Origin of the sequence: Pseudomonas sp. REB1044 (assembly GCF_038813925.1) — a bacterium.
GTDB lineage: Bacteria > Pseudomonadota > Gammaproteobacteria > Pseudomonadales > Pseudomonadaceae > Aquipseudomonas > Aquipseudomonas boreofloridensis.
The window spans coordinates 1,744,482-1,768,805 of record NZ_CP046139.1; the positions used below are offsets into that span (position 1 = coordinate 1,744,482).

A 24,324-nucleotide genomic window follows, 5' to 3' on the forward strand; every position below is an offset into this window, starting at 1 on the left:
ACCGATGCGTGTTGCTGACTATATATTTGACTTCATCGCCAAGCATGGCGTAGGGCATGTCTTCTTCTTGCCAGGGGGTGGAGCCATGCACTTGAACAATGCGCTTTATCGCCAGCCTCGGTTGACGGCAGTGAGCATGCTGCATGAGCAGGGCGCCGCGATCGCTGCCGAAGGCTACGCACGGACTTCCGGAAAGTTCGGTGCGTGTCTGGTAACTTCAGGCCCGGGCGCAACCAACGCCATCACCGGATTGGCAGGTGCCTGGTTCGAATCCACGCCTGCCATGTTCATCTCAGGTCAGGTCAAGCGGGCTGATCTGAAAAAAGACAGTGGTCTGCGTCAGCTCGGCACCCAGGAGCTGGATATCGTCAGTGTTGTCGGGCCACTGAGCAAGTACGCCGTGTGTCTGCTCGATCCTCTGCAGGTGCGCTATGAGCTGGAGAAAGCTCATCACCTGATGCTCAGTGGTCGTAAAGGGCCTGTTTGGATCGATGTGCCGCTCGACGTCCAAGCCACCGAAATCGATCCTCAGCAGCTTGAGGGCTATCAGCCTGAAGCCGATTCCCAGCCGGCAGTGCCGGACGCTGACGCTTTGCAGCAATTGGTCCAGCGTATGCGCAAGGCGCAGCGTCCGGTTCTGTTGGTCGGTAACGGTGTTCACGCCGCAGGTGCCGAGCAACCGATGCGTGAACTGATCGAGTCGCTGGGCCTTCCCACGTTGACCACCTGGATCGGTGCCGATTTGTTGGAGCACGACCATCCCCTTTATGTGGGGCGCTGTGGCACGGTCGCTGCGCGTGGCGCCAATTTCAGTGTGCAGAACGCTGATATGGTGCTCGCAGTGGGATGCCGCATGGACTTCTCGATTACTGGCTTCGACCGCAGGCATTTCGCGCGTCAGGCCGAGATCGTGGTCGTCGATATCGATCCGGCTGAGCTTGCCAAGCTGGGAGACATGCCCGATGAGCGCATCGTCTGCGATGCTCGGTTGTTTTTCGACGAGTTGATGCGCGTCGCCGGGCAAGAACCACTCCAATGCCAGGGTTGGCGTGAGCGTTGCTCGGCATGGAAACACGCCTATCCAGTGGTGCTGCCCGAGTATCGAGCTGCCAGCGATTTCGTCAACACGTATGTATTCAGTGAAACGCTTTCAGAGGCCATGGCCGAGGGCGACCAGATCATTCCCGGTAGTTCGGGCGCTGCGCTGGACACGTTCTGGCTATCTGTGCGCCTCAAACGTGGCCAGAGAGCCGTTGCCACAGGTGGTCTTGGATCGATGGGCTACGGACTGCCGGCATCCATTGGCGGCTGTTTGGGTAGCGGCGGTCGCCGAACGGTATCGGTCGACGGCGACGGCGGGTTCGTGATGAATATCCAGGAGCTCGAGGTGGTACGTCGCCTCAAACTGCCGATCAAGTACTTCGTGTTGAACAACAACGGATATGCCTCGATACGTGCCTCTCAAGGTGGATACTTCCAGCAGACAATCGGCTGCGACCCTACTTCTGGCCTCACATTGCCGGACATCAGCGCCCTGGGAGTTGCGTTCGGACTGCAGGTCCGGCGCATTGACGGCACGGTCGATCTGCGATCGGCCATCGATGAGGTGCTGGCTGCAGACGGGCCGGTCCTTTGTGAGGTAATGGTGGAGCCCGATCAAGCCATAGGACCGCGCATCACATCGAAGATCGGCCCGAACGGGACAATGGTCTCCAGCCCGCTCGAGGACCTTTTCCCGTTCCTGAGTCGAGAGGAGTTACGTGCCAATATGATGATCCCGCTGGTGGACGAATGACGATGAGTGATTACCTGAGTCAATACGCCGACACCGGCCTGTATACCATGCAGGGGCGTCTCACTGCGCCTGAGCAGGGCCGCTTTCAGTCCTTCCCCCGGGAAGGCTGGCAGAAGGAAATCGAGCGTGCGTCAACTGCTGGATTGCGAGGCATCGAATGGATCTACGATCTATACGGTGAGGGTGCCAACCCGCTCGAGACGCCCACCGGACGCGAGCAGATGGGCGAGCTTCTGACCCTGCATGGCGTTTCTGTCGTATCCGTTTGCGCAGACTATTTCATGGACTGCCCGCTGCTGCGCTGCTCAGAGACCCACAGACAAGAGCGCTTGGATCGATTGCAGTGGCTGTTGGGCGTGTGTGCGCAAATGAGCATTTCCAGGGTTGTATTGCCGTTCGTTGATGCCTCGCGTATGCGCGACGACGACGAACGCGATCAGGTGGTGCAAGCGCTCGGTCAGGTCTTGCCAGTCGCTGAGAAGTACGGCGTGGAGTTGCACCTTGAAACCGATCTAGGACCGCAAGCATTTGCAGAGTTGCTTGAGTGCCTTGAGCATCCCTTGGTCAAGGTCAATTACGACTCCGGCAACAGCGCTTCGCTCGGCTATCGGCCGGCAGACGAATTCAGTGCTTATGGTGCTCGAGTCGGAAGTTTCCACATCAAGGATCGAATGCTCGGTGGGGGCACTGTGCCGTTAGGGCAGGGAGATACTGATTTTCCTGCGTTGCGAGAGCAACTGATCGTGCATGGCTACCGTGGTGATTTCGTTCTGCAGGTCGCCCGGGGTGTAACCGATGATGAGGTTCGCTGGCTGAGCGACGCGGCTGCGCTGGCCGCAGCCTGGCTGCGCGGCGAGGCGCTCAACGAAAGGATTGAACCGTGAAGATTCTGTTCTGTGGGCTAGGTGGCATTGGCCAGCGGCATTTGCGCAACCTGCGTCAACTATTGGGCGATGAGTTGCAGGTGATCGCTTATCGAGTACGTGGTCAGCGGCTCAAGTTGCGCGACAATTTGACCATTGAGGAAGGTGCCGATCTGGAGCGCGACTACCAGATTCGAGTGCACCACGACTTGGCTGAGGCGCTGGCAGAGGCACCGTCGGCCGCGTTTATTTGCAACCCCAATACGTTGCATGTGCCGGTTGCACTTGAATGTGTGCGAGCCAATGTGCCGGTCTTCATGGAGAAGCCCCTTGCCGGTGATTTGCAGGGCATCGAGTCCCTGGTCTCTGAAGTTGAGCGCCGGCGTCTGCCGTTTCACGTCGGTTATAACTTCCGCTTCCATCCCGGCCTGCAAAGAATCAAAGCGTTGCTGGAAAGTGGTTTCTTCGGGCGTCTGCTCAGCGCGCGATTTGAAATCGGTGAGTATTTGCCGAACTGGCACCGCTATGAGGACTATCGGCAAATGTATGCCGCGCGGGCCGATCAGGGGGAGGAGTGATCCTTTCGCAAATCCATGAAATGGACCTGATCTACTGGTTCTTTGGGTTGCCTCGCAGCATCGTCACCTGTGGCGGTCAACTCAGCGGTCTTGAAATCGATGTGGAGGATACCGCCTCGTCGCTCATGCGCGGCGGCAGTGAAAACCAGCCGTTTCCGATTCTATTGCATCAGGATTATCTCCAGCGTCCACCTGTGCGTTGCTGCAAGGTCGTGGGTGATGCCGGTTATGCAGAAATCGATCTGTTGGCCAACCGCCTCAAGGTCCATGACGCGCAGGGCGAGCTAACAGAGGAGAGTGATTTCCAAGGTTTCGCACGCAACGATATGTTCCTGGAGCAAGCGCGACACTTCCTCGACTGCGTGCTTGGCAAGAGCCAGCCTGCGGTGAGCCTGCATGACGGTGTTCAAAGTCTGCGCCTGGCCCTCGCTGCACGTCGCTCGCTTGAAGAGGGCAGAGAGGTTCAGCTGAGCGAGGTGAATGTACATGGCTGACATCTATGACTTGTTTCGACTCGATGCTCGAGTAGCGGTGATTACTGGTGGCGCTGGCTTGCTGGGTTATCAGCATGCCGCCACCATCGCAGGCCTCGGTGGTGTACCGGTTTTGCTGGATATCGATGGGCCAGGTCTTGAGCGAAACGTCGAAAGACTGGCCAAGGAAACGGGCTGCCGGGCAATGGCTCTGGTAGCCGATATCACTGATCTGGATGCACTCTTGGCAGCGCGTGAACAACTGATCGATCGCCAGGGCCGTATCGATATCCTGATCAACAATGCTGCGCGCAACCCCAAGGTGGAAAGTGCGATCGACAAGGATTTCTCCCGTCTTGAGCACTTTCCCTGGGAGCAATGGCGGCTGGATCTGGATGTGGGGCTCGGCGGCGCTTTCAATTGCGCCAAAGTATGGGGCCCGGACATGGCCAAGCAGGGCCGCGGGGTGATCGTCAATATCGCCTCGGACTTGGGCGTCATCGCACCAGACCAACGCTTGTATCGGGTCAGTGGACGTGAGGCTGACCAGCAACCGGTCAAACCGGTCACTTACTCGGTGGTCAAGCATGGTCTGATCGGGCTTACCAAATATTTGGCGACGTACTGGTGCGAGCAGGGTGTGCGGTGCAACGCATTGTCGCCGGGCGGCGTGTATGCGGGCCAGAATGACGTCTTCGTACGCAATCTCACTCAGCTCATACCCTTGGGGCGCATGGCCGACGCCGATGAATACCGTGGAGCGTTGGCATTCCTGTGCTCCGATGCATCGGCCTATATGACCGGAACCAACCTGGTGATCGATGGGGGGCGCAGCACATGGTAGACCGTGAATTCGTCGCCAACCGGTGCATCTGCTGCGAAAGCGATCAGTTGCACCGGTCACCCGCGGTACTGATGCCGTTTGTAGCATTGCGTGTGTTTGGCCATGAGCCCGTTGAGATTACTCCCGAATGGGGGTTGCGCGATCTTCGACAAGGAACTGCCTACACCCTGTGCAACTCCCTGCAGTGCCAAGAGTGTGGTGCGTTGTTTCTTGACTACCGCTTTACCGACGAGCAGATGAGTGCCCTCTATCGTGACTATCGCGGTACGGAATACAATGCTCAACGTATCCGCTTCGAACCGGGCTATGTCAATGTGGTACCGCATTATCATCAGCGTGCGGCGTATTTGACCCAAGTACAGGCGTGGCTTGCACCGCGCCTGCCTGAAGCTCCCGCAGTACTGGATTGGGGCGGCGATACGGGCGTGAATAGCCTGTTTCGGGATCACCATCGTTTGTTGCATATCCATGATATTTCCGGGGTCGAGCTGGTGCCGGGAGCCGAGCGTGCTGATCCTGAACTTATCAGTTGCACGCATTACGATCTGGTCACGTGTAGCCAAGTCCTGGAGCATGTGGCCTTTCCGGCCGATGTCGTCAGACAGATGTTGCCGGCCATTGGTGAAGGTACTTTGCTCTACCTCGAAGTTCCGCATGAAGCGCTGGTCCGTGAACACCCAGGAAGTCTTGAACTTGCACCCCTGAAACGGCACTGGCATGAACACGTCAATTTCTTCAGTGAAGAAGCAATGCGGCGATTGTTGCGCCAGTTGAACCTCGAGTTGGTCGATGTCTTGCACCTGCCGGTGGATGTCGGCTGGACCCGCGGGGAAGTGCTGGGTGTGTTGGCGAGGGCGCTTTAAGATGCAGCCGCTCACTCCGGTATCTGTTCGCAATCCAGTAATTGCTGAAGATATACAACAAATCTTGGGGCGCCCCGAAGCGTGGGAGCTGTTTGCTGGCAAACATGTACTGATCGCCGGGGCGACCAGTTTCCTGGCTGCTTATCTGATCGAGTTCTTCAGCGTGCTGAGCGAGCGTTGGCCGCACCAGCCGGTGATCATTCATGCACTCGCTCGAAGCGAGAGCAAGTTGAATCAGCGCTTCGCGCATCTGCGCGAACGGGCGTGGTTTCGCCCCATCATTCAGGATGTGCGCAGTCCGTTTCCTGAACTGACACAGCTTGACTACATCGTTCACGCGGCAGGCGCTGGAAGTCCCAAGCACTTTCTGGCTGACCCCATAGGAACTGCCTGTTCAAATGTCTTCGGTACGCTGCAATTGCTGGAACTCGCCCGCCAGCATCAGGCTCGGCTACTTTTCATGAGCAGCGGCGCGGTGTATGGACATGGCAACAGTGAAAAGCCTCTCGGCGAAGAGGACTACGGTGCACTCGACCCTCTAGATGTCTCTGCCTGCTATGGCGAGAGCAAGCGCATGGCAGAGACGCTATGCGCTGACTATCACCGTCAGCATGGTGTTGCGGCGGTGATTGCCAGAATCTCACACACCTATGGGCCGGGTATCGATTTGAATGATGGGCGTTCTTTCGCCGATTTTGTGGCAGATGCATTGGCAGGACGGGATATCGTGCTCAGCAGTGATGGCTCCGGGAGTCGTCCGTTCTGCTATGTGGGTGATGCCACGGCTGCATTCTTGCTGTTGCTGCTCAGAGGTGAGGGCGGAAACGCCTACAACGTCGGATTTGACCAAGAAACCACCATTCTCGAGCTGGCGCGATTGATAGCCCGAATGTCGTCGACCCCAGGACTCAAGGTGATTCATCCGGCGCCGACGGGTAATCGACAGGCTCTGTTCCGATCAGGCGGTCATTTCGACCTTGCGAAGATGGAGCGTCTGGGTTGGCGACCGCAGACGATGCCGCAGGAAGGCTTTGCCCGAACACTGCGCTCCTTCATTCAATCCTGCCCGGTGACTATGCCCTCGCAATAGCACGCCTACCACGCGCTGTCTGGCTACGGATTCAAAGCACGGTCTATGCACAGGCGCAGATCCGGCAATCGAAAGAGGTTATTTCATGCTCGCACCCACCGCGATGAAGTACGGACTTATTACTAATGTCATGACGTTCGGCCACCTGACGGCTGGCAGCCGGCATAACATCGGCGATGATATACAAACCCATGCGGTGGAACGTCTGTACGCCTATATGGGCATACCCACCGATCAGATCGTGCGACTGAATCGGTACGAATTTCATGGTTATGACGGTCGACATGGTTATGTCCTCATGCCGATGTGCGGATATTTCACGCTGGGTAACGCCCAGAGTCCCTTACCGATGTCGCCCTACATCATCCCGGTGTATTTCAGCTTCGGTCTGTCCAGCGATGTCGACCAGGCGGACTATCTTGACCATTTCAGGCGGCATGAGCCGATTGGCACCCGCGATGAGCGTGTCATGCGAATGTTTCGTGAGCGGAACATCAGTGCATTCGTATCCGGTTGCTTGACCATCACTTTTGCATTACGTGAGAAGGCGCCGCAGCAGGACAAGATCTTTTTGGTGGATGTACCTGAATCGTTGCTCGATCACCTACCCGCCGAGTTCGCGGGCAAGATGGAGCATGTGACTCACATGTACCCGTTTGAGAAAATCCCATCGGATCAGGAAGAGGCCGATCGCTTTGATGCCATGACCCGTGCCTTGTGCAAACGCTATGCCGACGAGGGCGCGCTCGTGGTGACCAGTCGGCTGCACTGCGCCGCTCCCTGTATCGCCATGGGCATTCCGACGATCGTGGTCGCGCACAATATCAGCGACCGTTTCGCTTGGTTGGATCGATACGTGAAGATCCACACTCAGGACAGTTTCGCTGAGATCGACTGGCAACCTGTGATGCCGGACATCGAGCAAACCAAACTCATGATTCTGGATGCTGCGGCGAGCCAGATCCGAGCGGCCAGAGCCCGCTGGGCACCTTGGGCAGAAATCAGTAGTTTCTATGAAGCCCGCGAACGTAGCCACTACAACCATCTCATGGCCCAGGCATTGAGCCGCCTGTTTCCCGACACAACCAAGTCTCTGCGCTTCGCTTTCTGGGGGGCCAATACCCATGGTGTGCGTCTGAGCCGAGCACTGCGCGAGATGTGGCCCGGCAGCGAGTTGGTCGTAGTGGTTGATGAGTTTCTTGAAGCCGAACGCTTTTGCGGTGTACCGGTGGTTCGCTCCAGCGCGCTGGAGGAGCTACGTCAGGCGGGCATCTTCGTTTTCATTGCGACCTACGCGGGACGTGAGTACGCCGAGAGCCATCTGGCAGAAAAAAACGTGAAGCATGGCTGCCTGTTCGACGACCTGCTGACCTTTCACGCATTGTCCTGACGACGCCCAGACTGGCCGCTGCACGCATTAGGCAAGTGGCCTTCATCCCCCGGATAGATTGATTTCCAGTTCAGAGGAACACGCGATGCATCGTGAGCTGTTCTCCAAGCGACCGCAGCCTTACTACATTTATGCCCCGGACTACCGACGAAGCTCTGCGGGCATCCGCGTTCTGCACATGCTCTGCGATGCGCTCAACCAGTCGGGCCAAGAGGCTTACGTAACGGCAAGTGTGGTCAATCCTGATCTGATCACGCCCAAGTTGAACGCCGACCTTATCGCACAACATCAATTCCAGGGGCTCTCGCCTATCATCGTTTACCCTGAGATCATTGACGGCAATCCTCTCAATGGCCAGACGGTCGTACGCTACTTGCTCAATCGTCCGGGATTCCTTCATGGGGAAGGGTTGTACGCAGAGGACGATATTCTGTTCTCTTACACAAAACCGTTGCTCATGCCTGGCATGAGCGAAGACCGGGTGTTGTATTTGCCGGGTCCGGATCTTACCGTCTTTTGTCCGCCCTCAGACCCGGCAAAGCGCATTCCTGGGAAGGTGTGTTACTACCAGGGACGCAATGGCCAGGCGCCTATCGATTCTGCGCTGCTACCGCCTGGTGCCATCGAAGTCACTTCCCGTTGGCCGCAAAGCTGGGAGGCTTTGGCGGATTTGTTCCAGCAGTGCGAGTATTTCTATTGCACAGAGGCATCGGCACTCGCGGGAGAAGCCGCGTTATGTGGATGTCTGGGCGTTGTCATCCCCAACGAGTGGGCGCCGCTGAAGCTGGAGAGCACGGCGTACGGCGTTGCGTGGGGAACCGATCCCGCCGAAATCGAAAGAGCGCGATCAACCAATCACTTACTGCGTGAGCGGCTGTTGAAAGCCCAGGTGGACTTCTGGCCCGCGCTGGATCATTTCATCGAGCTGACTCAACGCGTCGCTGTAGAGCGGGCGGGCAGAAGCCAGGGCAGACAACTGCAAGACTGGCTGGCCGAGCGAGTACCTACCGCTGTACAGAAACGCTTGATCGATGCGCGGCTGCAGGCGGGGCAGGCACCGACTATTGCGGTAGTAATCCTCGATCCCGAAAACAACTCCACGCGGTTGCTGCAGACCATCAACAGTCTGGGGGTTGAGCCGAACCTCTATCCGTATGTACGCATCCTCGCATTGACCAGCGGAAATGTTCCGCAAACGTCCGCAGACGCCAAACTGCGCTTCTTCGAACTCGACTCCGAGCGTCCGCTGGCAGGTATTGGGCGCGCCTTGCAAGAAGTAGTGCCTGACTGGTTCATGGTGGTCGATGCAGGCAGCGCGTTCACGGCCAGCGGATTGTTGGCCGTGGCACTGGAGGTAATGAATGCTCCTGGCTGTCGTGCCGTCTATGGCGATGAGTGCGTGCGGTTGCCGAGCGGTGAGATGAGTGCCGTACTGCGTCCTGAGTTGAACTACGACTTACTACTCAGCGTGCCTGCAGCCAATGCCCGGCACTGGGTGTTCAACCACCAGACTTGGTTGGCGCTCGGAGGTTTCGCTCAGCAGGCTGGCTCGGCGTATGGGTTGGATTACATTTTGCGGTTGATCGAATCAGAGGGCTTTGCGGGCATTTCCCATGTTGACGAACCGCTGCTCGTCAGCGATGTGCAGGCGTTGATCGACTCGGAGGACGAGCGCAAGGCGATCGTGCGCCATTTGCATGTCCGAGGATTCGAGTGCGCGCTGGTGCAGACGAAGCTGCCAGGTCGGTATGACATTGACTATGGCATCGCCACGGCGCAGCACGTCAGCATTTTGATTCTCCTGCGTGCAGGTCAGGCGGCATTGATTCAGCGCTGCTTGGATAGCTTGCTGGAAAAGACGGCTTACCCTCATTACGAAGTCCTGCTACTGGCTCAGGACATCGAAGATATCCCGCTAGGCAACTGGCTGCAGGGGATCGAAGACATGGGGGTCGGATCCATGCGTGTTCTGCGATTCGACCCGAGCCTGAGCGAGGCTGAGGTTCGCAACATCGCAGCCGAGCATGCGCAAGGGGAATTGCTTCTGTGGCTTGATGAAGCGGTTGCTGTGCTCGACTCGCACTGGCTGCATCAGATGGTCAACCATGTGGCGCGTCCGGAGGTTGGCGCGGTAGGGGCAAAGCTGGTCGCGCCCGACCAGACGATCAGGCAGGCTGGTTATCTCCTGGGGATGAACGATTCTGTGGCGAAGGCCTTCGAGGGTCTACCTATGGATGCTCCAGGTTATCTGCACAGGTTGCAGGTGGACCAGATTTACGCAGCCCTGAGCAGCAAGTGCCTGCTGCTGCGCAAGGACTTGTTCGTCGAAATGGGCGGCTTTGACGAAGCGCCAGCTTTGCAGGATTGGAGTGACATTGATCTCTGCCTGCGCCTGACCCGTGCAGGATATCTGAACATCTGCACGCCTCGAGCGCTGCTGCTGTCGAGCGATGGTCCTGAAGCGCAGATATCCAGCGAATCGTTGGATGCGTTGTACGAGAGGTGGTTGCCAGAATTGGCGAGCGGCCCTCTTGGTAACCAGAACATTTCACTTCATGGCTCGGGTTTCGACCTGGAGCCGCAGACCAGTCTCACCTTCCGGCCGTTGAACTGGAAGCCTCTACCGGTTGTGCTGGCCCAGGCACAGGACGCCGATGCTTCTGGTCAGTACCGGATAGTGCAGCCTTTCAATGCCTTGGTGACAGCGGGCCAGATAGACGGAGCCATCACCGAGCGGCTGCTGAACGTCATCGAACTCGAGCGCTACCAGCCCGACACGCTCGTGCTGCAACGTCCGGTAGTGGAGAGGCAGATCGAGTTGTTGCGACGCAGCAGCAAGTTTTCGAGTGTGTTCAAAGTTGTTGAATTGGATGCGGAGTTTGCGCCCAGTGTGGTGAGTGATCCCCAGGCATTCGAGGCGATGTTGCGAACGCTGAGTCGAGGATTGGCGTTCGCGGACAGGTTGATTGTCGCCACCGATGCGTTGGCCGACATCTTAAGCAGCCTGCATACCGATATTCGGGTGATACCGAGTCGCTTGGCGCCACGGTACTGGAATGACGTGAGGAGTAACCGCGCGGTCGGTCGGTACCCCCGCATCGGGGTGACTGGCGATGTTTGCGATGCGAGCTTGCTGGATGTGATAGGTACCGTGCTCAAAGCGCTGGCGGGAAAAGTAGAGTGGGTAGTATTGGGGGAGTGTCCACATGCGTGGCGTCCATACGTTCGTGAAACTCATGCGATGGGTGACGTTCTGCACTATTCCCAGTCAATGGCGTGTCTGGATATCGATTTGGCATTGGTACCTTTGGCCGGGGGGTACTCAATGAGTGCAAAGGGAATCAGCACCTGTTGGAGTTCGGGGCTTTGGGAGTACCCGTGGTTTGCAGCGACGTGCGCGCGCATGAAGGAACGCTGTCAGTGACGCGTACGGCCAACACCCCAGCGGGGTGGCTAGACGCTATTGGCTCGCATATCAGCGATCCAGTGGCCAGCGCCGCGCAAGGGAATGAGCTCAGAATGCAGGTGCAGAAGGAATGGATGCTCGACGAGCATGCGCTTATCGTCTGGCGCGAGGCCTGGGTCGCACGATGAGTCTTGCCGAAGCGGCCTGACTGTCATCAAATAAAAGGGGCGTCGGGAGTGAACCCCGGCGCCTTTTTGTTCGCTCAAGCATCGCCACTGTTATAGTGTTTCAATTCAGCCATCCTTTGCACTGAACCGGCAAAATGCGTGACCTGAGAGTCACGAGGGGCATCTCCACTTGTATGATCGCGTTAATCGGAAATGACGGTGCAGCCTGTACATCGCAAGCCAATCTCTGCCTTGCTGGATCTATAGACATGCGTCTCAGTACACCTTGCTGTTCAGAATTTAGGAAAGCCACATGATTGGCATAAAAAGCATCGCCAGCTACGTACCTGTCGAGGGCGTTGACAACTACGCGCAAGGCGCGAAATTCGGTAAAGACCAGGATTTCATCTTCGGCAAGATTGGCTCGACCTTCCTGCCGCGCAAGCACCCCAGCCAGGAAACCTCCGATCTGTGCGTCGAGGCCGCCAAGGTGCTGTTTGCCGCCAATCCAGAGCTGGATCCGGCCACCGTCGATGTCGTCATCGTCGTCACTCAGAACGGCGACGCCGAAGGACTTCCGCATACAGCGGCAATCGTCCAGCACAAACTGGGTTTGTCTACCCAGGTAGCAGCCTTCGACGTCTCGCTAGGATGCTCGGGCTATGTCTACGGCCTGTATGCCATGAAGGGCTTCATGGAGGCCGCGGGGCTGAAGAATGGCCTGCTGATCACCGCCGATCCTTATTCGAAGATCGTCGATGCCGAAGACCGCAATACCACCATGCTGTTCGGTGATGCCGCCACCGTCACCTGGATGGGTGAGGGCGCCCACTGGCAACTGGGCAAGTCGCTGTTCGGCAGCGACGGTGCCGGTGCCGAGCATCTGCGCACCACCGATGGCAAGTTCTTCATGAATGGTCGTCAGGTCTACAACTTTGCCCTGTCCAAGGTGCCCGCGCACATGCAGGCGCTGCTCGAAGCCAGTCAATTGCAAGCTTCGCAGGTGGACCTGTTCTGTCTTCACCAAGGCAGTGCTGCCATCGTCGATGCCGTGTCACAGCGTTTCGAGGACGGCGAATACAAGGCGCGCTTCGTCAAGGACATGCTGGAAACCGGCAATACGGTATCGTCGAGCATTCCCCTGCTGCTGGAAAAACACGTGCTGGGCTCGGCGCACAAGCGGGCGGTGCTGTGTGGATTTGGGGTCGGTCTGTCGTGGGGTCGGCCGTCATCGAGCGAATGGACTGAACAGTCTTCGCCGCTAAAGCGCTGCTCGCTCGTGCGACCAGCGTTTTTTTTCGCCTAGCAGAAATAAAGCTGGTTTTTTGGCGTCAAACCCTTGATTTCATTGGGGTAGCATTGGGCCAGCAAAAAAAATCTGCAAATCCCCTAAAGCAAACCGCGCGGACGACGATAACCATTACGAAGGTTCTCTAGGCCACACACCCGGCAGTTGCCAGGGCCGGAAGCCGCAGTACCCAATCCAACGAGGAATTCGTCATGGCTTTGACCGTTAACACCAACACCACCTCTCTGGGCGTTCAGAAGAACCTGAACCGTGCTTCCGAAGCGCTGAGCACTTCGATGACCCGCCTGTCGTCCGGCCTGAAAATCAACAGCGCCAAAGACGACGCCGCTGGCCTGCAGATCGCTACCCGTATGACCTCGCAGATCCGTGGTCAGACCATGGCCATCAAGAACGCCAACGACGGTATCTCCATCGCCCAGACCGCTGAAGGCGCGATGCAAGAGCAGACCAACATGCTGCAGCGTATGCGTGAACTGGCAGTCCAGTCGCGAAACGACTCCAACGGCACCAACGACCGCGCTGCACTGAACAAAGAGTTCCAGTCGCTGGCTTCCGAACTGACCCGTATCGCTGACAGCACCCAGCTCAACGGTAAGAACCTGCTGGACGGCTCCGCTTCGACCATGACCTTCCAGGTCGGCTCGAACACCGGCTCGATCAACCAGATCAGCATCAACCTGAGCCAGAAGTTCGACGCCAACTCCCTGGGCATCACCTCGGCCATCAACATCGAAGGCTCGTCCAGCACCCAGGCCAACACCAACTACAGCGCTGCCATCACCGCGATCGACAACGCCCTGCAGACCATCAACACCAACCGTGCTGACCTCGGTGCCGCGCAGAACCGTCTGACCAGCACCATCAACAACCTGCAGAACATCAACGAAAACGCCGAAGCCGCTCGTGGTCGTGTACAAGACACCGACTTCGCTGCCGAAACTGCTCAGCTGACCAAGCAGCAGACCCTGCAGCAAGCTTCGACTTCGGTTCTGGCTCAGGCCAACCAGCTGCCATCGGCAGTCCTGAAACTGCTGGGCTAATCTCTAGCTGGCAGTAGGCGGGGAAGCGCTGTCCAGGCGCTTTCCCGCTTCTTCATTACGAGGTGGTGGACATGGACATGAGCGTCAAGATGAACCTGTCTTATCCGGCACAGCGTCCAGCCGAACAGGCTGTCGACAAGCCGGCGCCGTTGCTCAAGCAGCAACGCGACGATCGCGACGACGAAAAGACCCAGGTGCCCGGCGGCGCCGACAACGTCAAGCATGCCGTCTCGCAAATCGAAGAATTCATGAAGCAGACCCAACGTAACTTGCAGTTTTCCACGGATGAAGAATCCGGCAAGATCGTGGTCAAGGTCATCGCCAGCGAAACCGGTGAATTGATTCGTCAGATCCCTTCCGAAGAGGCCCTGCGAATCGCTCACAGTCTGAGCGATGTCAAGAGTGTGCTGTTTGACGCCAAGGCGTGACCGGCGTTAGCGCAACAACCCGTATTTCAATGCCTGCCCTGTATCCCCGGGGCAATGCATCATCAAGAGGGACCTCAGTATGGCGAGTCCGATCGTACCTTCCACTGGTCTAGGTTCTGGTCTGGAGATCAGCAAGATCGTCCAGGCGCTTGTAACGTCCGATACTTCCGCCAAGCAGGCGCAGATCAAGCGACAGACCAACAACAACAGTGCGATGATTTCGGGCATCGGCTCGCTGCGCAGTGCTCTCACGGCGTTCCAGGACGCCATGAAAAAGCTCAACGATCCCAAAGCGCCGTCTTTCAACGCCTACACGGGCACCTCTGGCAACGAGTCAGTAGTCAAGGTGAAGTCGGATGGCAGCGCTGTTCCTGGCAATTACGACATCATCGTTAATAAGCTCGCGACCAGTTCGAAGGTGGCCAGTCAGCAGTTCGCCGGTGGCGCCAGCAGTGCCATCAGTGCAGGTGAGATGACCATTAGCCAGGGAGGCAAAAGCTACAAGCTCAAGATCGATAGCGGTGCTTCCTTGCAGAGCGTGCGCGATAAGATCAACAAGGAGATGTCCGAAAACGGCATTTCCGCGAACATCATCAACGAAGCCGGTGGCTCGCGTCTCGTGTTCGCCTCCACCAATACCGGGGCCGGTAGTGATATTTCCGTCGGTGGTATTCCCGAATTGACCATTGACGGCACGGTGCAGATGTCCGGCAGCGGAGGTGGCTTCATTACCGCTCTGGCGCAGGACGCTGAGCTATCCGTCGACGGGTTGAAGATCACCAGCGCGTCGAACACCGTGGACAAAGCGATCAGTGGCATGAGCCTGGAGCTCACCGGCGTTAGCGCCAAGTCGGGCGATGGTTCGTCTGCCTCCACCCGTTTGACCATTGCGCAGGACAACGACGGCCTCAAGAAGAATATCCAGAGCTTCGTCGATGCCTACAACACCCTGCAAAAGGCTGTTACGTCGCTGACCACCGTGACCAAGGACGCCAGTGGCACTATGGTGCTCGGCCAACTTACCAACGACCCTACCACGCGTTCGCTGCTCGGAGACATGCGTGGCGTGCTCAGTCAGGCAGGCGCCAGTGGGTCGTTGTCCAGTCTTAGTCAGCTGGGGATCAATACCATGAAGGATGGGACACTGGAGTTCAATAGCACCAAGTTTACGACTGCTATGGACAAAAAGATGCTGGGTGGTCAGGTGCAAAACCTCTTCACCGGCGACGGTGGTGTATTCGAGAGGATGAATAAGGCTATTGATCCCTATAACAGCATCGACGGCAGTCTGGCCTCACGCAAGGCGAACCTGGATAAAGTCGCCAAGAACCTCAGCAACCAGCAGGCCGCTCTTGATCGTCGTACCGATTCGCTCACCGAGTCCCTGACGCGCAAGTACGTTGCCTTCGATACCGCTCTAGGCAAGATGAAGGCTCAGGCCAGTCAGATCAACTCGATCTTCGAAGCGCTCAACGCCCAGCAGAAGAACAGCTGATCCTGGCGGTTGTGGCAAAGGCCTGGCCGCGTCATATTGACGCGCCAGGCCTTTTGCATTGCCGCTAAAGTTTTTTCACATCGCGGCGATACAGCAGGTATCCGTCATCTTTTTCGCTGCAACGAGGTAGATCCATGAACCCGATGTTGGCCCTTCGGCAATACCAGAAAGTCAACGGTGTTGCACAGACCTCCGAAGCCAGTCCGCACCGTTTGGTGCAGATGCTGATGCAGGGCGGTCTCGACCGTCTGGCGCAAGCCAAGGGCGCAATGGCGCGCAAGGACGTGGCCCAGAAGGGCGTCTTGATCGGCAAGGCCATCGACATCATCGGCGGCCTGCGCGAGGGTCTGGATCTGGAAAATCATGCCAACAGCCTGACCGACTTGGATAACCTCTACCAATACATGAGCCGCCGTCTGATTGAAGCCAACGTGAACAGCGATCCGGCGATCATCGACGAAGTGGCGCGGCTGCTGATCACCGTCAAGGAAGGCTGGGACGCCATTGGCGATCAAGCCGCTGCCGAGTAATACCAGGAGACGCACATGAGCGAAGTGATTGCACGTATCGAACAAACTCGCGATGCCTTGCTGGCTGCGTTCGCTGAACGCGACTGGGAAGCGGTGGGGGAGCTCGACCTGGAATGCCGCGTGTGCGTCGATGAGATCCTGGCCGAGGCCCACGAACACGATGCTCAGGTCAGGAACAGCCTGGATGAATTGCTGGGGGTTTACCGGCAATTGATTGAGGTTGCAAGTGGTGAACGTCAATCCCTCGTCGATGAGATGTCGCAGATCCGCCAGGCAAAAAACGCGACAAAGGTATACCATCTGTTCAGCTGATCGCTGGGCAATGCAAGAAGCTGCGCGCCATTAATTTGACTGTGTGCTGTTTTTTGACTTAACTAGTGGCTGTTTTCGAGTTTCAGACGTCTGATCCTCACGACGGATGTCTGAATGAAGTCGATAACGCCTGCGGGCGCCGAGATGACTAGGGAAGTTGGTATTGAATGTGGCGTGAAACCAAGATCCTTCTGATCGATGACGACAGCGAACGCCGCCGCGATCTGGCGGTGGTCCTGAATTTTCTCGGCGAAGACAACCTCTCCTGCTCCAGCCTGGACTGGCAGCAGACGGTGGAGGCATTGTCTTCGAGCAGGGAAGTTCTCTGCGTGCTCATTGGCGCGGTAAGCGGGCCGGCCGGGGTGCTGGGCTTGCTTAAGACCGTCACTGCGTGGGATGAGTTCCTTCCAGTATTGCTTTTGGGCGAAATTTCTTCTGCTGAGTTTCCTGAAGACCTGCGCCGACGCGTGCTTTCCAATCTGGAAATGCCGCCAAGCTACAGTCAGTTGCTCGATTCGCTGCACCGTGCCCAGGTCTATCGCGAGATGTATGACCAGGCGCGTGAGCGTGGTCGTCAGCGCGAACCCAACCTGTTCCGCAGCCTTGTCGGTACCAGCCGGGCCATTCAGCATGTGCGCCAGATGATGCAGCAGGTGGCTGACACCGACGCCAGTGTGCTGATCCTCGGCGAGTCCGGCACCGGCAAGGAAGTGGTCGCCCGTAACCTGCATTACCACTCAAAGCGCCGCGAAGCGCCGTTCGTGCCGGTCAACTGCGGGGCGATCCCGGCCGAGTTGCTGGAGAGCGAGCTGTTCGGTCATGAGAAAGGCGCCTTTACCGGCGCCATCACCAGTCGAGCTGGGCGCTTCGAGTTGGCCAATGGCGGTACGCTGTTCCTCGACGAGATTGGCGACATGCCGCTGCCCATGCAGGTCAAGCTGCTGCGGGTGCTGCAGGAGCGGACCTTCGAGCGGGTTGGCAGCAATAAGACCCAGAGCATCGACGTGCGTATCATCGCCGCGACTCACAAGAACCTCGAGAACATGATCGAGGAAGGCACCTTCCGCGAAGACTTGTATTACCGCCTCAATGTTTTCCCCATCGAGATGGCGCCGCTGCGCGAGCGGGTCGAGGACATTCCGCTGCTGATGAACGAGCTGATTTCGCGCATGGAGCACGAGAAGCGCGGCTCGATCCGCTTCAACTCGGCCTCGATCATGTCGCTGTGCCGCCATGGCTGGCCGGGTAACGTGCGCGAACTGGCCAACCTGGTCGAGCGCATGGCGATCATGCACCCTTACGGGGTGATCGGCGTCGCCGAGTTGCCGAAGAAATTCCGCTACGTCGATGACGAAGATGAGCAGTTGGTGGACAGCCTGCGCAGCGACCTGGAAGAGCGGGTGGCGATCAACGGCAACACGCCGAACTTCTCCAATCACGCCATGCTGCCGCCTGAGGGTCTGGACTTGAAGGACTACCTGGGCAGCCTTGAGCAAGGACTGATCCAGCAGGCGCTGGATGATGCCAACGGCATCGTCGCCCGTGCCGCCGAACGCCTGCGCATCCGCCGCACCACGCTGGTGGAGAAGATGCGCAAGTACGGCATGAGCCGTCAGGGCGGAGAGGAACAGGCCGAAGACTGAGTTCCCGGTCCCGGATGCAACTCCTTTGGGGCTGCCTTGCAGTCCATCGCGACACAAGGCCGCTTAGATTTTCTGGCAGCGGCCTTGTGTCGTGATCGGGTCGCGAAGCGGTCCCACGATCGCAAGCAAACCCCATCCCCGGCACGGCTATTGCTACACCGCAGGCGAAGCACCGTTTTTATGACGGTCAGCCATGCGAGAGAGCACGATGCCCCAGGCCGCCCCTATTTCCCGACTCCATGATGCGTCAGGGCGAGTTCCGGTCGAGCAGGACAGCCGACCCGGACTCGACCACGCCGTCGCCCTGTTCGATCAGGTTTCCACTCAGCTCAGCGAGTCCTACACCTTGCTCGAGGCGCGGGTCACCGAACTCAAGGGTGAGCTGGCAGTGGTCAGTGCCCAGCGCATGGCGGAACTGGATGAAAAGGAGCGTCTGGCCAACCGTCTGCAGCACCTGCTCGACCTGCTGCCCGGTGGTGTGATCGTGATTGATGGTCATGGCCAGGTGCGCGAGGCCAACCCGGCCGCCTGCGACTTGCTCAGTGAGCCGCTGGTCGGCGAGCTGTGGCGCCAGGTGATTGCGCGCAGCTTCGCCCCTCGCGAAGACGATGGCCATGAAGTGTCGCTGCGCGACGGCCGCCGCCTGTCCATCGCGACGCGTTCGCTGGATGCCGAGCCTGGGCAATTGGTGCTGATCAACGACCTGAGCGAAACCCGTCGGCTGCAAGAGCAGTTGGCGCGCCACCAGCGTCTGTCATCGCTGGGGCGCATGGTTGCTTCGCTGGCCCATCAGATCCGCACGCCGCTGTCGGCGGCCATGCTCTATGCCAGCCACCTGGCGGACGACCAGGGCGCCCTGGCGTTGGACACGCGCCAGCGTTTTGCCGGCAACCTCAAGGAGCGCCTGCACGAACTGGAGCACCAGGTACGCGACATGCTGGTCTTCGCGCGCGGCGAACTGCCGCTGAACGATCGCATCACACCCAAGGCGCTGTTCCAGGCCCTGCAGCACGTTGCCCAGCCCCACGTTCAGGGGCATGCGGTGCGCTGGCAGTGCGATACCCACCTGGGCGAGTTGCTGTGCAATCGCGACACGCTGGTCGGCGCGCTGCTCAATCTCCTGGAAAACGCCGTGCAGGCCAGCACCGCACCGGCCCGGCTCAAAGTGCATCTGTTCCGCCGTGAACAGAACCTGCACCTGAGTGTCAGCGATGCCGGCAGTGGCATCGAGCCGCAGGTGTTACAGCGCCTGGGTGAGCCTTTTGTCACCACCAAGTCCACCGGCACCGGATTGGGCCTGGCTGTGGTCAAGGCCGTGGTCAAGGCGCATCAGGGCAGTCTGGCGCTGCGTTCTAAAGTAGGTCGCGGCACGTGCGTGCATGTCGTGCTGCCGCTGATTGCCGCCCCTGCCGCGCAGGTACTGGCATGACCAAGGTATTGCTGGTCGAGGATGACCGGGCCCTGCGCCAGGCCTTGAGCGACACGTTGTTGATCGGTGGATTCGCCCATCGCGCGGTGGGCAGTGCCGAAGAGGCGCTGGCGGCGGTGAGCGAAGAGGCTTTCGGCCTGGTGATCAGCGACGTGAACATGCCGGGGATGGATGGTCACCAGTTGCTGGCCCAGCTCCGGCGCCAGCAGCCGCAGTTGCCGGTCTTGCTGATGACGGCCCACGCGGCGGTCGAGCGTGCGGTCGATGCGATGCGTCAGGGCGCGGTCGACTACCTGGTCAAACCGTTCGAGCCCAAGGCCCTGCTGAGCCTGGTCGAGCGGCATGCCGCCGGCCATCTGGAGGCGGCAGAGGAAGGGCCGGTGGCCTGCGAAGCGGCGAGTCGGCAACTGCTCGAGCTGGCGGCTCGGGTGGCGCGCAGTGACTCGACGGTATTGATTTCCGGCGAGTCCGGCACCGGCAAGGAGGTGCTGGCGCGCTACATCCACCAACAATCGTCGCGGGCCGCGCAGCCGTTCGTGGCCATCAATTGTGCGGCGATCCCCGACAACATGCTCGAAGCCACGCTGTTCGGGCACGAGAAAGGCGCCTTCACCGGCGCCATCGCGGCCCAGGCCGGCAAGTTCGAGCAGGCCGAGGGCGGTACGCTGCTGCTCGACGAGATTTCCGAAATGCCGTTGGGCCTGCAAGCCAAACTGCTGCGGGTGCTGCAGGAGCGGGAAGTGGAGCGGGTCGGTGGACGCAAGCCGATCGCCTTGGACATTCGTGTGCTGGCCACCACCAACCGCGACCTGGCAGGCGAGGTGGCCGCCGGACGGTTCCGCGAAGACCTCTATTACCGGCTTTCGGTGTTTCCCCTGGCCTGGCAGCCGCTGCGCGAGCGCCGCGCCGACATCCTGCCGCTGGCTGAGCGCCTGCTGGCCAAGCATGTGCTGAAGATGAAACACGCCCCGGTGCGCCTGTCCGCTGACGCGCGCCACTGTCTTCAGGCATACGCCTGGCCGGGGAACGTGCGCGAGCTGGACAATGCGCTACAGCGCGCCTTGATCCTGCAGCAGGGCGGGGTGGTCGAGGCGGCGGATTTCTGTCTGGCGGGTGCCATTCCCTTGTCGCCAGTCAGGGATGCCACTATTGAGCCATCATGCGCCGAATCCAGTGCCGAGTCCAGTGGCCTGGGCGATGACCTGCGCCGTCACGAATTTCAGATGATCATCGACACCCTGCGCGCCGAGCGTGGTCGTCGCAAGGAGGCCGCCGAGAAGCTGGGTATCAGCCCCCGCACCTTGCGCTACAAGCTGGCGCAGATGCGCGATGCCGGCCTGGATGTGGAAGGTGGCCTGTACGGTTGAATGCTGGGTAAAGGGACACTCCGCCAAGGCTGGCACCTTTGTTGCTTTAACCGTCTTACCCGCTGCATCAGTGTCAAAAAAATGCGGCCGCCGGAGAGAGAAGTTCATGAGCCAAGGTGTTGAATTCAATCGTCTGATGCTGGACATGCGCGCGATGCAGGCCGATGCCATGTCGCTGCCCAAGGTCGCGGCTGCGCCCGAGCTCGCGCCAGGCCAGAGCAGCTTCGCCGACATGCTCGGCCAGGCCATCAACAAAGTCAGCGATACCCAGCAGGCGTCCAACCAGCTGGCCAACGCCTTCGAGATCGGCAAGAGCGGTGTCGACCTCACCGATGTGATGATCGCCTCGCAGAAGGCCAGTGTCTCTTTCCAGGCGCTGACCCAGGTACGTAACAAGCTGGTGCAGGCGTACCAGGACATCATGCAGATGCCGGTTTGAGGGCGCGTTGAGTCATGGCCGAAGCAGTCGTCGATAACGTCCCCGCCAAGAGCGGCCCGCCCGCGGCCAAGCCGCCGCTGTTCGGCATGGCGTTTCTGGAAAACATTTCGCGTATGCCCATGCTGCGTCAGATCGGCCTGCTGGTCGGTCTGGCTGCCAGCGTGGCCATCGGCTTTGCCGTGGTGCTGTGGTCGCAGCAGCCCGACTACCGTCCGCTGTATGGCAGCCTGGCCGGCATGGACACCAAGCAGGTCATGGAAACCCTGGCCGCTGCCGACATCCCCTATACCGTCGAGCCCAACTCCGGGGCGTTGCTGGTCAAGTCCGACGATCTGTCCCGGGCGCGCATGAAGCTGGCGGCTGCCGGCGTTGCACCGAGCGACGGCAATCTGGGCTTCGAGATTCTCGACAAGGAACAAGGGCTGGGCACCAGCCAGTTCATGGAGGCGGCCCGTTATCGCCGTGGCCTGGAAGGCGAACTGGCGCGCACCATCTCCAGCCTCAACAACATCAAAGCCGCCCGCGTGCACCTGGCGATCCCGAAGAGCTCGGTGTTCGTGCGCGACGAGCGCAAGCCCAGCGCCTCGGTGCTGGTGGAAATGTACCCTGGGCGCAGCCTTGAGGCCGGTCAGGTGATGGCGATCGTCAATCTGGTCGCCACCAGCGTGCCGGAACTGGACAAGTCTCAGGTCACCGTGGTCGACCAGAAGGGCAACCTGCTCTCCGACCAGTTGCAGGACACCGCGTTGACCATGGCCGGCAAGCAGTTCGACTACACCCGGCGCATGGAAGGCCTGCTCACCCAGCGTGTGCACAACATCCTGCAGCCAGTGCTGGGCAACGACCGCTACAAGGCTGAGGTGTCGGCCGACGTCGACTTCAACGCCGTCGAGTCCACCTCCGAGCAGTTCAATCCCGACCAGCCGGCGTTGCGCAGCGAGCAGTCGGTGAACGAGCAGCGCGCCAGCGGCCAGGGTCCGCAGGGCGTGCCGGGTGCGCTGAGCAACCAGCCGCCGGCCGGCGCTGCGGCGCCTGAGAACGCCAGGGCCGGTGCAGCCCCAGCCGGTGCCATCGCGCCCGGCCAGCCGCTGGTCGATGCCAACGGCCAGCAGATCATGGATCCGGCCACCGGCCAGCCGATGCTGGCACCGTACCCGGCCGACAAGCGTCAGCAGAGCACCAAGAACTTCGAGCTGGACCGCTCCATCAGCCATACCCGTCAACAGCAGGGGCGTTTGACCCGTCTGTCGGTGGCGGTGGTGGTGGACGATCAAGTCAAGGTCGGCGCCAATGGCGAGAGTACCCGCGCGCCATGGGGGCCGAAGACCTGGCGCGCTTCACCCGCCTGGTGCAGGACGCAGTGGGCTTCGATGCCAGCCGCGGTGACAGCGTGACGGTGATGAACGTGCCGTTCTCCGCCGACCGCGGCGAAGTGCTGGCCGATATCCCGTTCTACTCGCAGCCCTGGTTCTGGGACATCGTCAAGCAGGTGCTGGGCGTGGTGTTCATCCTGGTGCTGGTGTTCGGGGTACTGCGCCCGGTGCTCACCAGCATCACCGGTGGCGGCAAGAACGTGGCCGGCGACCCCGACATGCAACTCGGCGGTATGGGCGGCATGGGCATGATCGGTATGGACGGCGAGGTCGGCGACGACCGCGTCAGCCTGGGCGGACCGAGCAGCATCCTGCTGCCGAGCCCAAGCGAAGGCTATGAGGCGCAACTGAACGCAATCAAGGGCCTGGTGGCCGAAGACCCGGGTCGTGTGGCCCAGGTCGTCAAAGAGTGGATCAACGCCGATGAGTGACAACCGAGCCATTACCGCCAAGCTGAGCCGCGTCGACAAAGCGGCCATCCTGCTGCTGTCGCTGGGCGAGACCGACGCCGCCCAAGTCCTGCGTCACATGGGCCCAAAGAAGTGCAACGGGTCGGTGTGGCCATGGCGCAGATGGGCAACGTCCATCGCGAGCAGGTCGAGCAGGTGATGAGCGAGTTCGTCGAGATCGTCGGCGACCAGACCAGCCTGGGCGTCGGCTCCGACGGCTACATTCGCAAGATGCTCAACCAGGCCCTGGGCGAAGACAAGGCCAACGGCCTGATCGACCGCATCCTGCTCGGGGGCAACACCAGCGGCCTGGACAGCCTCAAGTGGATGGAACCGCGCGCCGTGGCCGATGTGATCCGCTTCGAGCACCCACAGATTCAGGCCATCGTGGTCGCCTACCTCGACCCTGACCAGGCCGGTGAGGTGCTGAGCAACTTCGACCACAAGGTGCGCCTGGACATCGTTCTGCGCGTGTCGTCGCTCAACACCGTGCAACCGGCGGCGCTCAAAGAGCTGAACCAGATCCTGGAAAAGCAGTTCTCCGGCAACTCCAATGCCGCGCGCACCACCTTGGGCGGCATCAAGCGCGCCGCCGACATCATGAACTTCCTCGACAGTTCGGTCGAAGGCCAGTTGATGGACGCGATCCGCGACATCGACAGCGACCTGTCCGAGCAGATCGAAGACCTGATGTTCGTCTTCAACAACCTGGCCGACGTGGACGACCGCGGCATCCAGGCCCTGCTGCGCGAAGTGTCGTCCGACGTGCTGGTGGTCTCGCTCAAAGGCGCCGACGAGAAGGTCAAGGACAAGGTCTTCAAGAACATGTCCAAACGGGCCTCGGAGCTGCTGCGCGACGACCTCGAGGCCAAAGGGCCGGTGCGGGTCAGCGACGTGGAAACCGCGCAGAAGGAAATCCTCACCATCGCCCGGCGCATGGCCGAGGCCGGCGAGATCGTGCTCGGCGGCAAAGGCGCCGAGGAAATGATCTAAGGCCGCTTGCCTGGCTGGCGAACCGCCGCGCCTGCACGGTGCGGCGTC

20 protein-coding genes and 2 pseudogenes are annotated in these 24,324 nt (G+C 59.6%); all 22 read left to right on the forward strand.

The window, feature by feature from the left end:
• Positions 1 to 4: 4 nt before the first annotated feature.
• The 22 genes and pseudogenes from GKC70_RS08285 (at position 5) to fliG (ending at position 24,276) form a co-directional block, all read left to right on the forward strand.
• On the forward strand, positions 5 to 1,795 hold the full coding sequence (locus GKC70_RS08285) for a thiamine pyrophosphate-binding protein (protein WP_342651034.1): 1,791 nt from the start codon (positions 5 to 7) through the stop codon (positions 1,793 to 1,795).
• Between the two features lie 2 nt (positions 1,796 to 1,797).
• Entirely contained in the window at positions 1,798 to 2,679 is an 882-nt protein-coding gene (locus tag GKC70_RS08290) for a sugar phosphate isomerase/epimerase family protein (RefSeq protein WP_342651035.1), read from the forward strand.
• The gene (locus GKC70_RS08295; protein WP_342651036.1) at positions 2,676 to 3,236 is read left to right on the forward strand and encodes a Gfo/Idh/MocA family oxidoreductase; all 561 of its coding nucleotides are present in this window, start codon (positions 2,676 to 2,678) and stop codon (positions 3,234 to 3,236) included. Before GKC70_RS08290 ends, GKC70_RS08295 begins: the two co-directional genes overlap by 4 nt.
• Positions 3,233 to 3,730 (forward strand): Gfo/Idh/MocA family oxidoreductase, encoded by a 498-nt coding sequence (locus GKC70_RS08300; RefSeq protein ID WP_342651037.1) that lies wholly within the window; start codon positions 3,233 to 3,235, stop codon positions 3,728 to 3,730. The genes GKC70_RS08295 and GKC70_RS08300 overlap by 4 nt, the downstream gene beginning before the upstream one ends.
• Complete coding sequence (locus GKC70_RS08305) at positions 3,723 to 4,553, forward strand: SDR family oxidoreductase (RefSeq protein WP_342651038.1); 831 nt, start codon at positions 3,723 to 3,725, stop codon at positions 4,551 to 4,553. Before GKC70_RS08300 ends, GKC70_RS08305 begins: the two co-directional genes overlap by 8 nt.
• A complete protein-coding gene (locus tag GKC70_RS08310; RefSeq protein ID WP_342651039.1) occupies positions 4,547 to 5,416 on the forward strand; it encodes a class I SAM-dependent methyltransferase in 870 nt (289 codons plus the stop codon). Before GKC70_RS08305 ends, GKC70_RS08310 begins: the two co-directional genes overlap by 7 nt.
• A 1-nt stretch (position 5,417) precedes the next feature.
• Positions 5,418 to 6,506 carry an NAD-dependent epimerase/dehydratase family protein gene (locus GKC70_RS08315; protein ID WP_342651040.1) on the forward strand — a complete coding sequence of 363 codons (1,089 nt, stop codon included), beginning with the start codon at positions 5,418 to 5,420 and terminating at the stop codon, positions 6,504 to 6,506.
• An 85-nt stretch (positions 6,507 to 6,591) separates the two neighbouring features.
• Entirely contained in the window at positions 6,592 to 7,896 is a 1,305-nt protein-coding gene (locus GKC70_RS08320) for a polysaccharide pyruvyl transferase family protein (protein ID WP_342651041.1), read from the forward strand.
• Positions 7,897 to 7,981: 85 nt separating this feature from the next.
• A complete protein-coding gene (locus GKC70_RS08325; RefSeq protein WP_342651042.1) occupies positions 7,982 to 11,320 on the forward strand; it encodes a glycosyltransferase in 3,339 nt (1,112 codons plus the stop codon).
• A complete protein-coding gene (locus tag GKC70_RS08330) occupies positions 11,317 to 11,490 on the forward strand; it encodes a hypothetical protein (protein ID WP_342651043.1) in 174 nt (57 codons plus the stop codon). Before GKC70_RS08325 ends, GKC70_RS08330 begins: the two co-directional genes overlap by 4 nt.
• Positions 11,491 to 11,782: 292 nt before the next feature.
• Positions 11,783 to 12,775 (forward strand): ketoacyl-ACP synthase III, encoded by a 993-nt coding sequence (locus GKC70_RS08335; protein WP_342651044.1) that lies wholly within the window; start codon positions 11,783 to 11,785, stop codon positions 12,773 to 12,775.
• Between the two features lie 194 nt (positions 12,776 to 12,969).
• Complete coding sequence (locus GKC70_RS08340; RefSeq protein WP_342651045.1) at positions 12,970 to 13,818, forward strand: flagellin domain-containing protein; 849 nt, start codon at positions 12,970 to 12,972, stop codon at positions 13,816 to 13,818.
• Between the two features lie 71 nt (positions 13,819 to 13,889).
• A complete protein-coding gene (locus GKC70_RS08345) occupies positions 13,890 to 14,246 on the forward strand; it encodes a flagellar protein FlaG (RefSeq protein WP_342651046.1) in 357 nt (118 codons plus the stop codon).
• A gap of 79 nt (positions 14,247 to 14,325) precedes the next feature.
• Complete coding sequence (gene fliD, locus GKC70_RS08350; protein ID WP_342651047.1) at positions 14,326 to 15,741, forward strand: flagellar filament capping protein FliD; 1,416 nt, start codon at positions 14,326 to 14,328, stop codon at positions 15,739 to 15,741.
• A gap of 134 nt (positions 15,742 to 15,875) precedes the next feature.
• Positions 15,876 to 16,271, forward strand: coding sequence for a flagellar export chaperone FliS (gene fliS, locus GKC70_RS08355; protein ID WP_342651048.1), 396 nt, complete (start codon positions 15,876 to 15,878; stop codon positions 16,269 to 16,271).
• 15 nt (positions 16,272 to 16,286) lie between these two features.
• Positions 16,287 to 16,583, forward strand: a complete 297-nt coding sequence (locus GKC70_RS08360; RefSeq protein WP_029612421.1) for a flagellar protein FliT — start codon at positions 16,287 to 16,289, stop codon at positions 16,581 to 16,583.
• Between the two features lie 167 nt (positions 16,584 to 16,750).
• A complete protein-coding gene (fleQ, locus tag GKC70_RS08365; protein ID WP_342651049.1) occupies positions 16,751 to 18,226 on the forward strand; it encodes a transcriptional regulator FleQ in 1,476 nt (491 codons plus the stop codon).
• 208 nt (positions 18,227 to 18,434) lie between these two features.
• A complete protein-coding gene (locus GKC70_RS08370) occupies positions 18,435 to 19,655 on the forward strand; it encodes an ATP-binding protein (RefSeq protein ID WP_342651050.1) in 1,221 nt (406 codons plus the stop codon).
• Positions 19,652 to 21,022, forward strand: a complete 1,371-nt coding sequence (locus GKC70_RS08375) for a sigma-54 dependent transcriptional regulator (protein WP_342651051.1) — start codon at positions 19,652 to 19,654, stop codon at positions 21,020 to 21,022. Before GKC70_RS08370 ends, GKC70_RS08375 begins: the two co-directional genes overlap by 4 nt.
• Before the next feature lie 106 nt (positions 21,023 to 21,128).
• Complete coding sequence (gene fliE, locus GKC70_RS08380; RefSeq protein WP_029612419.1) at positions 21,129 to 21,461, forward strand: flagellar hook-basal body complex protein FliE; 333 nt, start codon at positions 21,129 to 21,131, stop codon at positions 21,459 to 21,461.
• 14 nt (positions 21,462 to 21,475) lie between these two features.
• Positions 21,476 to 23,265 (forward strand): annotated as a pseudogene (gene fliF / locus GKC70_RS08385) (flagellar basal-body MS-ring/collar protein FliF).
• Positions 23,258 to 24,276, forward strand: a pseudogene (gene fliG, locus GKC70_RS08390) (flagellar motor switch protein FliG). The pseudogenes fliF and fliG overlap by 8 nt, the downstream one beginning before the upstream one ends.
• Positions 24,277 to 24,324: the final 48 nt, after the last annotated feature.

Coding starts and splice junctions, on each gene's coding strand:
- GKC70_RS08290 (WP_342651035.1), top strand. CDS start 1,798: ATGAGTGATTACCTGAGTCAATACGCCGACACCGGCCTGTATACCATG.
- GKC70_RS08325 (WP_342651042.1), top strand. CDS start 7,982: ATGCATCGTGAGCTGTTCTCCAAGCGACCGCAGCCTTACTACATTTAT.
- GKC70_RS08375 (WP_342651051.1), top strand. CDS start 19,652: ATGACCAAGGTATTGCTGGTCGAGGATGACCGGGCCCTGCGCCAGGCC.
- GKC70_RS08345 (WP_342651046.1), top strand. CDS start 13,890: ATGGACATGAGCGTCAAGATGAACCTGTCTTATCCGGCACAGCGTCCA.
- GKC70_RS08320 (WP_342651041.1), top strand. CDS start 6,592: ATGCTCGCACCCACCGCGATGAAGTACGGACTTATTACTAATGTCATG.
- fleQ (WP_342651049.1), top strand. CDS start 16,751: ATGTGGCGTGAAACCAAGATCCTTCTGATCGATGACGACAGCGAACGC.
- GKC70_RS08340 (WP_342651045.1), top strand. CDS start 12,970: ATGGCTTTGACCGTTAACACCAACACCACCTCTCTGGGCGTTCAGAAG.
- GKC70_RS08305 (WP_342651038.1), top strand. CDS start 3,723: ATGGCTGACATCTATGACTTGTTTCGACTCGATGCTCGAGTAGCGGTG.
- GKC70_RS08335 (WP_342651044.1), top strand. CDS start 11,783: ATGATTGGCATAAAAAGCATCGCCAGCTACGTACCTGTCGAGGGCGTT.
- fliS (WP_342651048.1), top strand. CDS start 15,876: ATGAACCCGATGTTGGCCCTTCGGCAATACCAGAAAGTCAACGGTGTT.
- GKC70_RS08370 (WP_342651050.1), top strand. CDS start 18,435: ATGCCCCAGGCCGCCCCTATTTCCCGACTCCATGATGCGTCAGGGCGA.
- GKC70_RS08285 (WP_342651034.1), top strand. CDS start 5: ATGCGTGTTGCTGACTATATATTTGACTTCATCGCCAAGCATGGCGTA.
- fliE (WP_029612419.1), top strand. CDS start 21,129: ATGAGCCAAGGTGTTGAATTCAATCGTCTGATGCTGGACATGCGCGCG.
- GKC70_RS08360 (WP_029612421.1), top strand. CDS start 16,287: ATGAGCGAAGTGATTGCACGTATCGAACAAACTCGCGATGCCTTGCTG.
- fliD (WP_342651047.1), top strand. CDS start 14,326: ATGGCGAGTCCGATCGTACCTTCCACTGGTCTAGGTTCTGGTCTGGAG.
- GKC70_RS08315 (WP_342651040.1), top strand. CDS start 5,418: ATGCAGCCGCTCACTCCGGTATCTGTTCGCAATCCAGTAATTGCTGAA.
- GKC70_RS08310 (WP_342651039.1), top strand. CDS start 4,547: ATGGTAGACCGTGAATTCGTCGCCAACCGGTGCATCTGCTGCGAAAGC.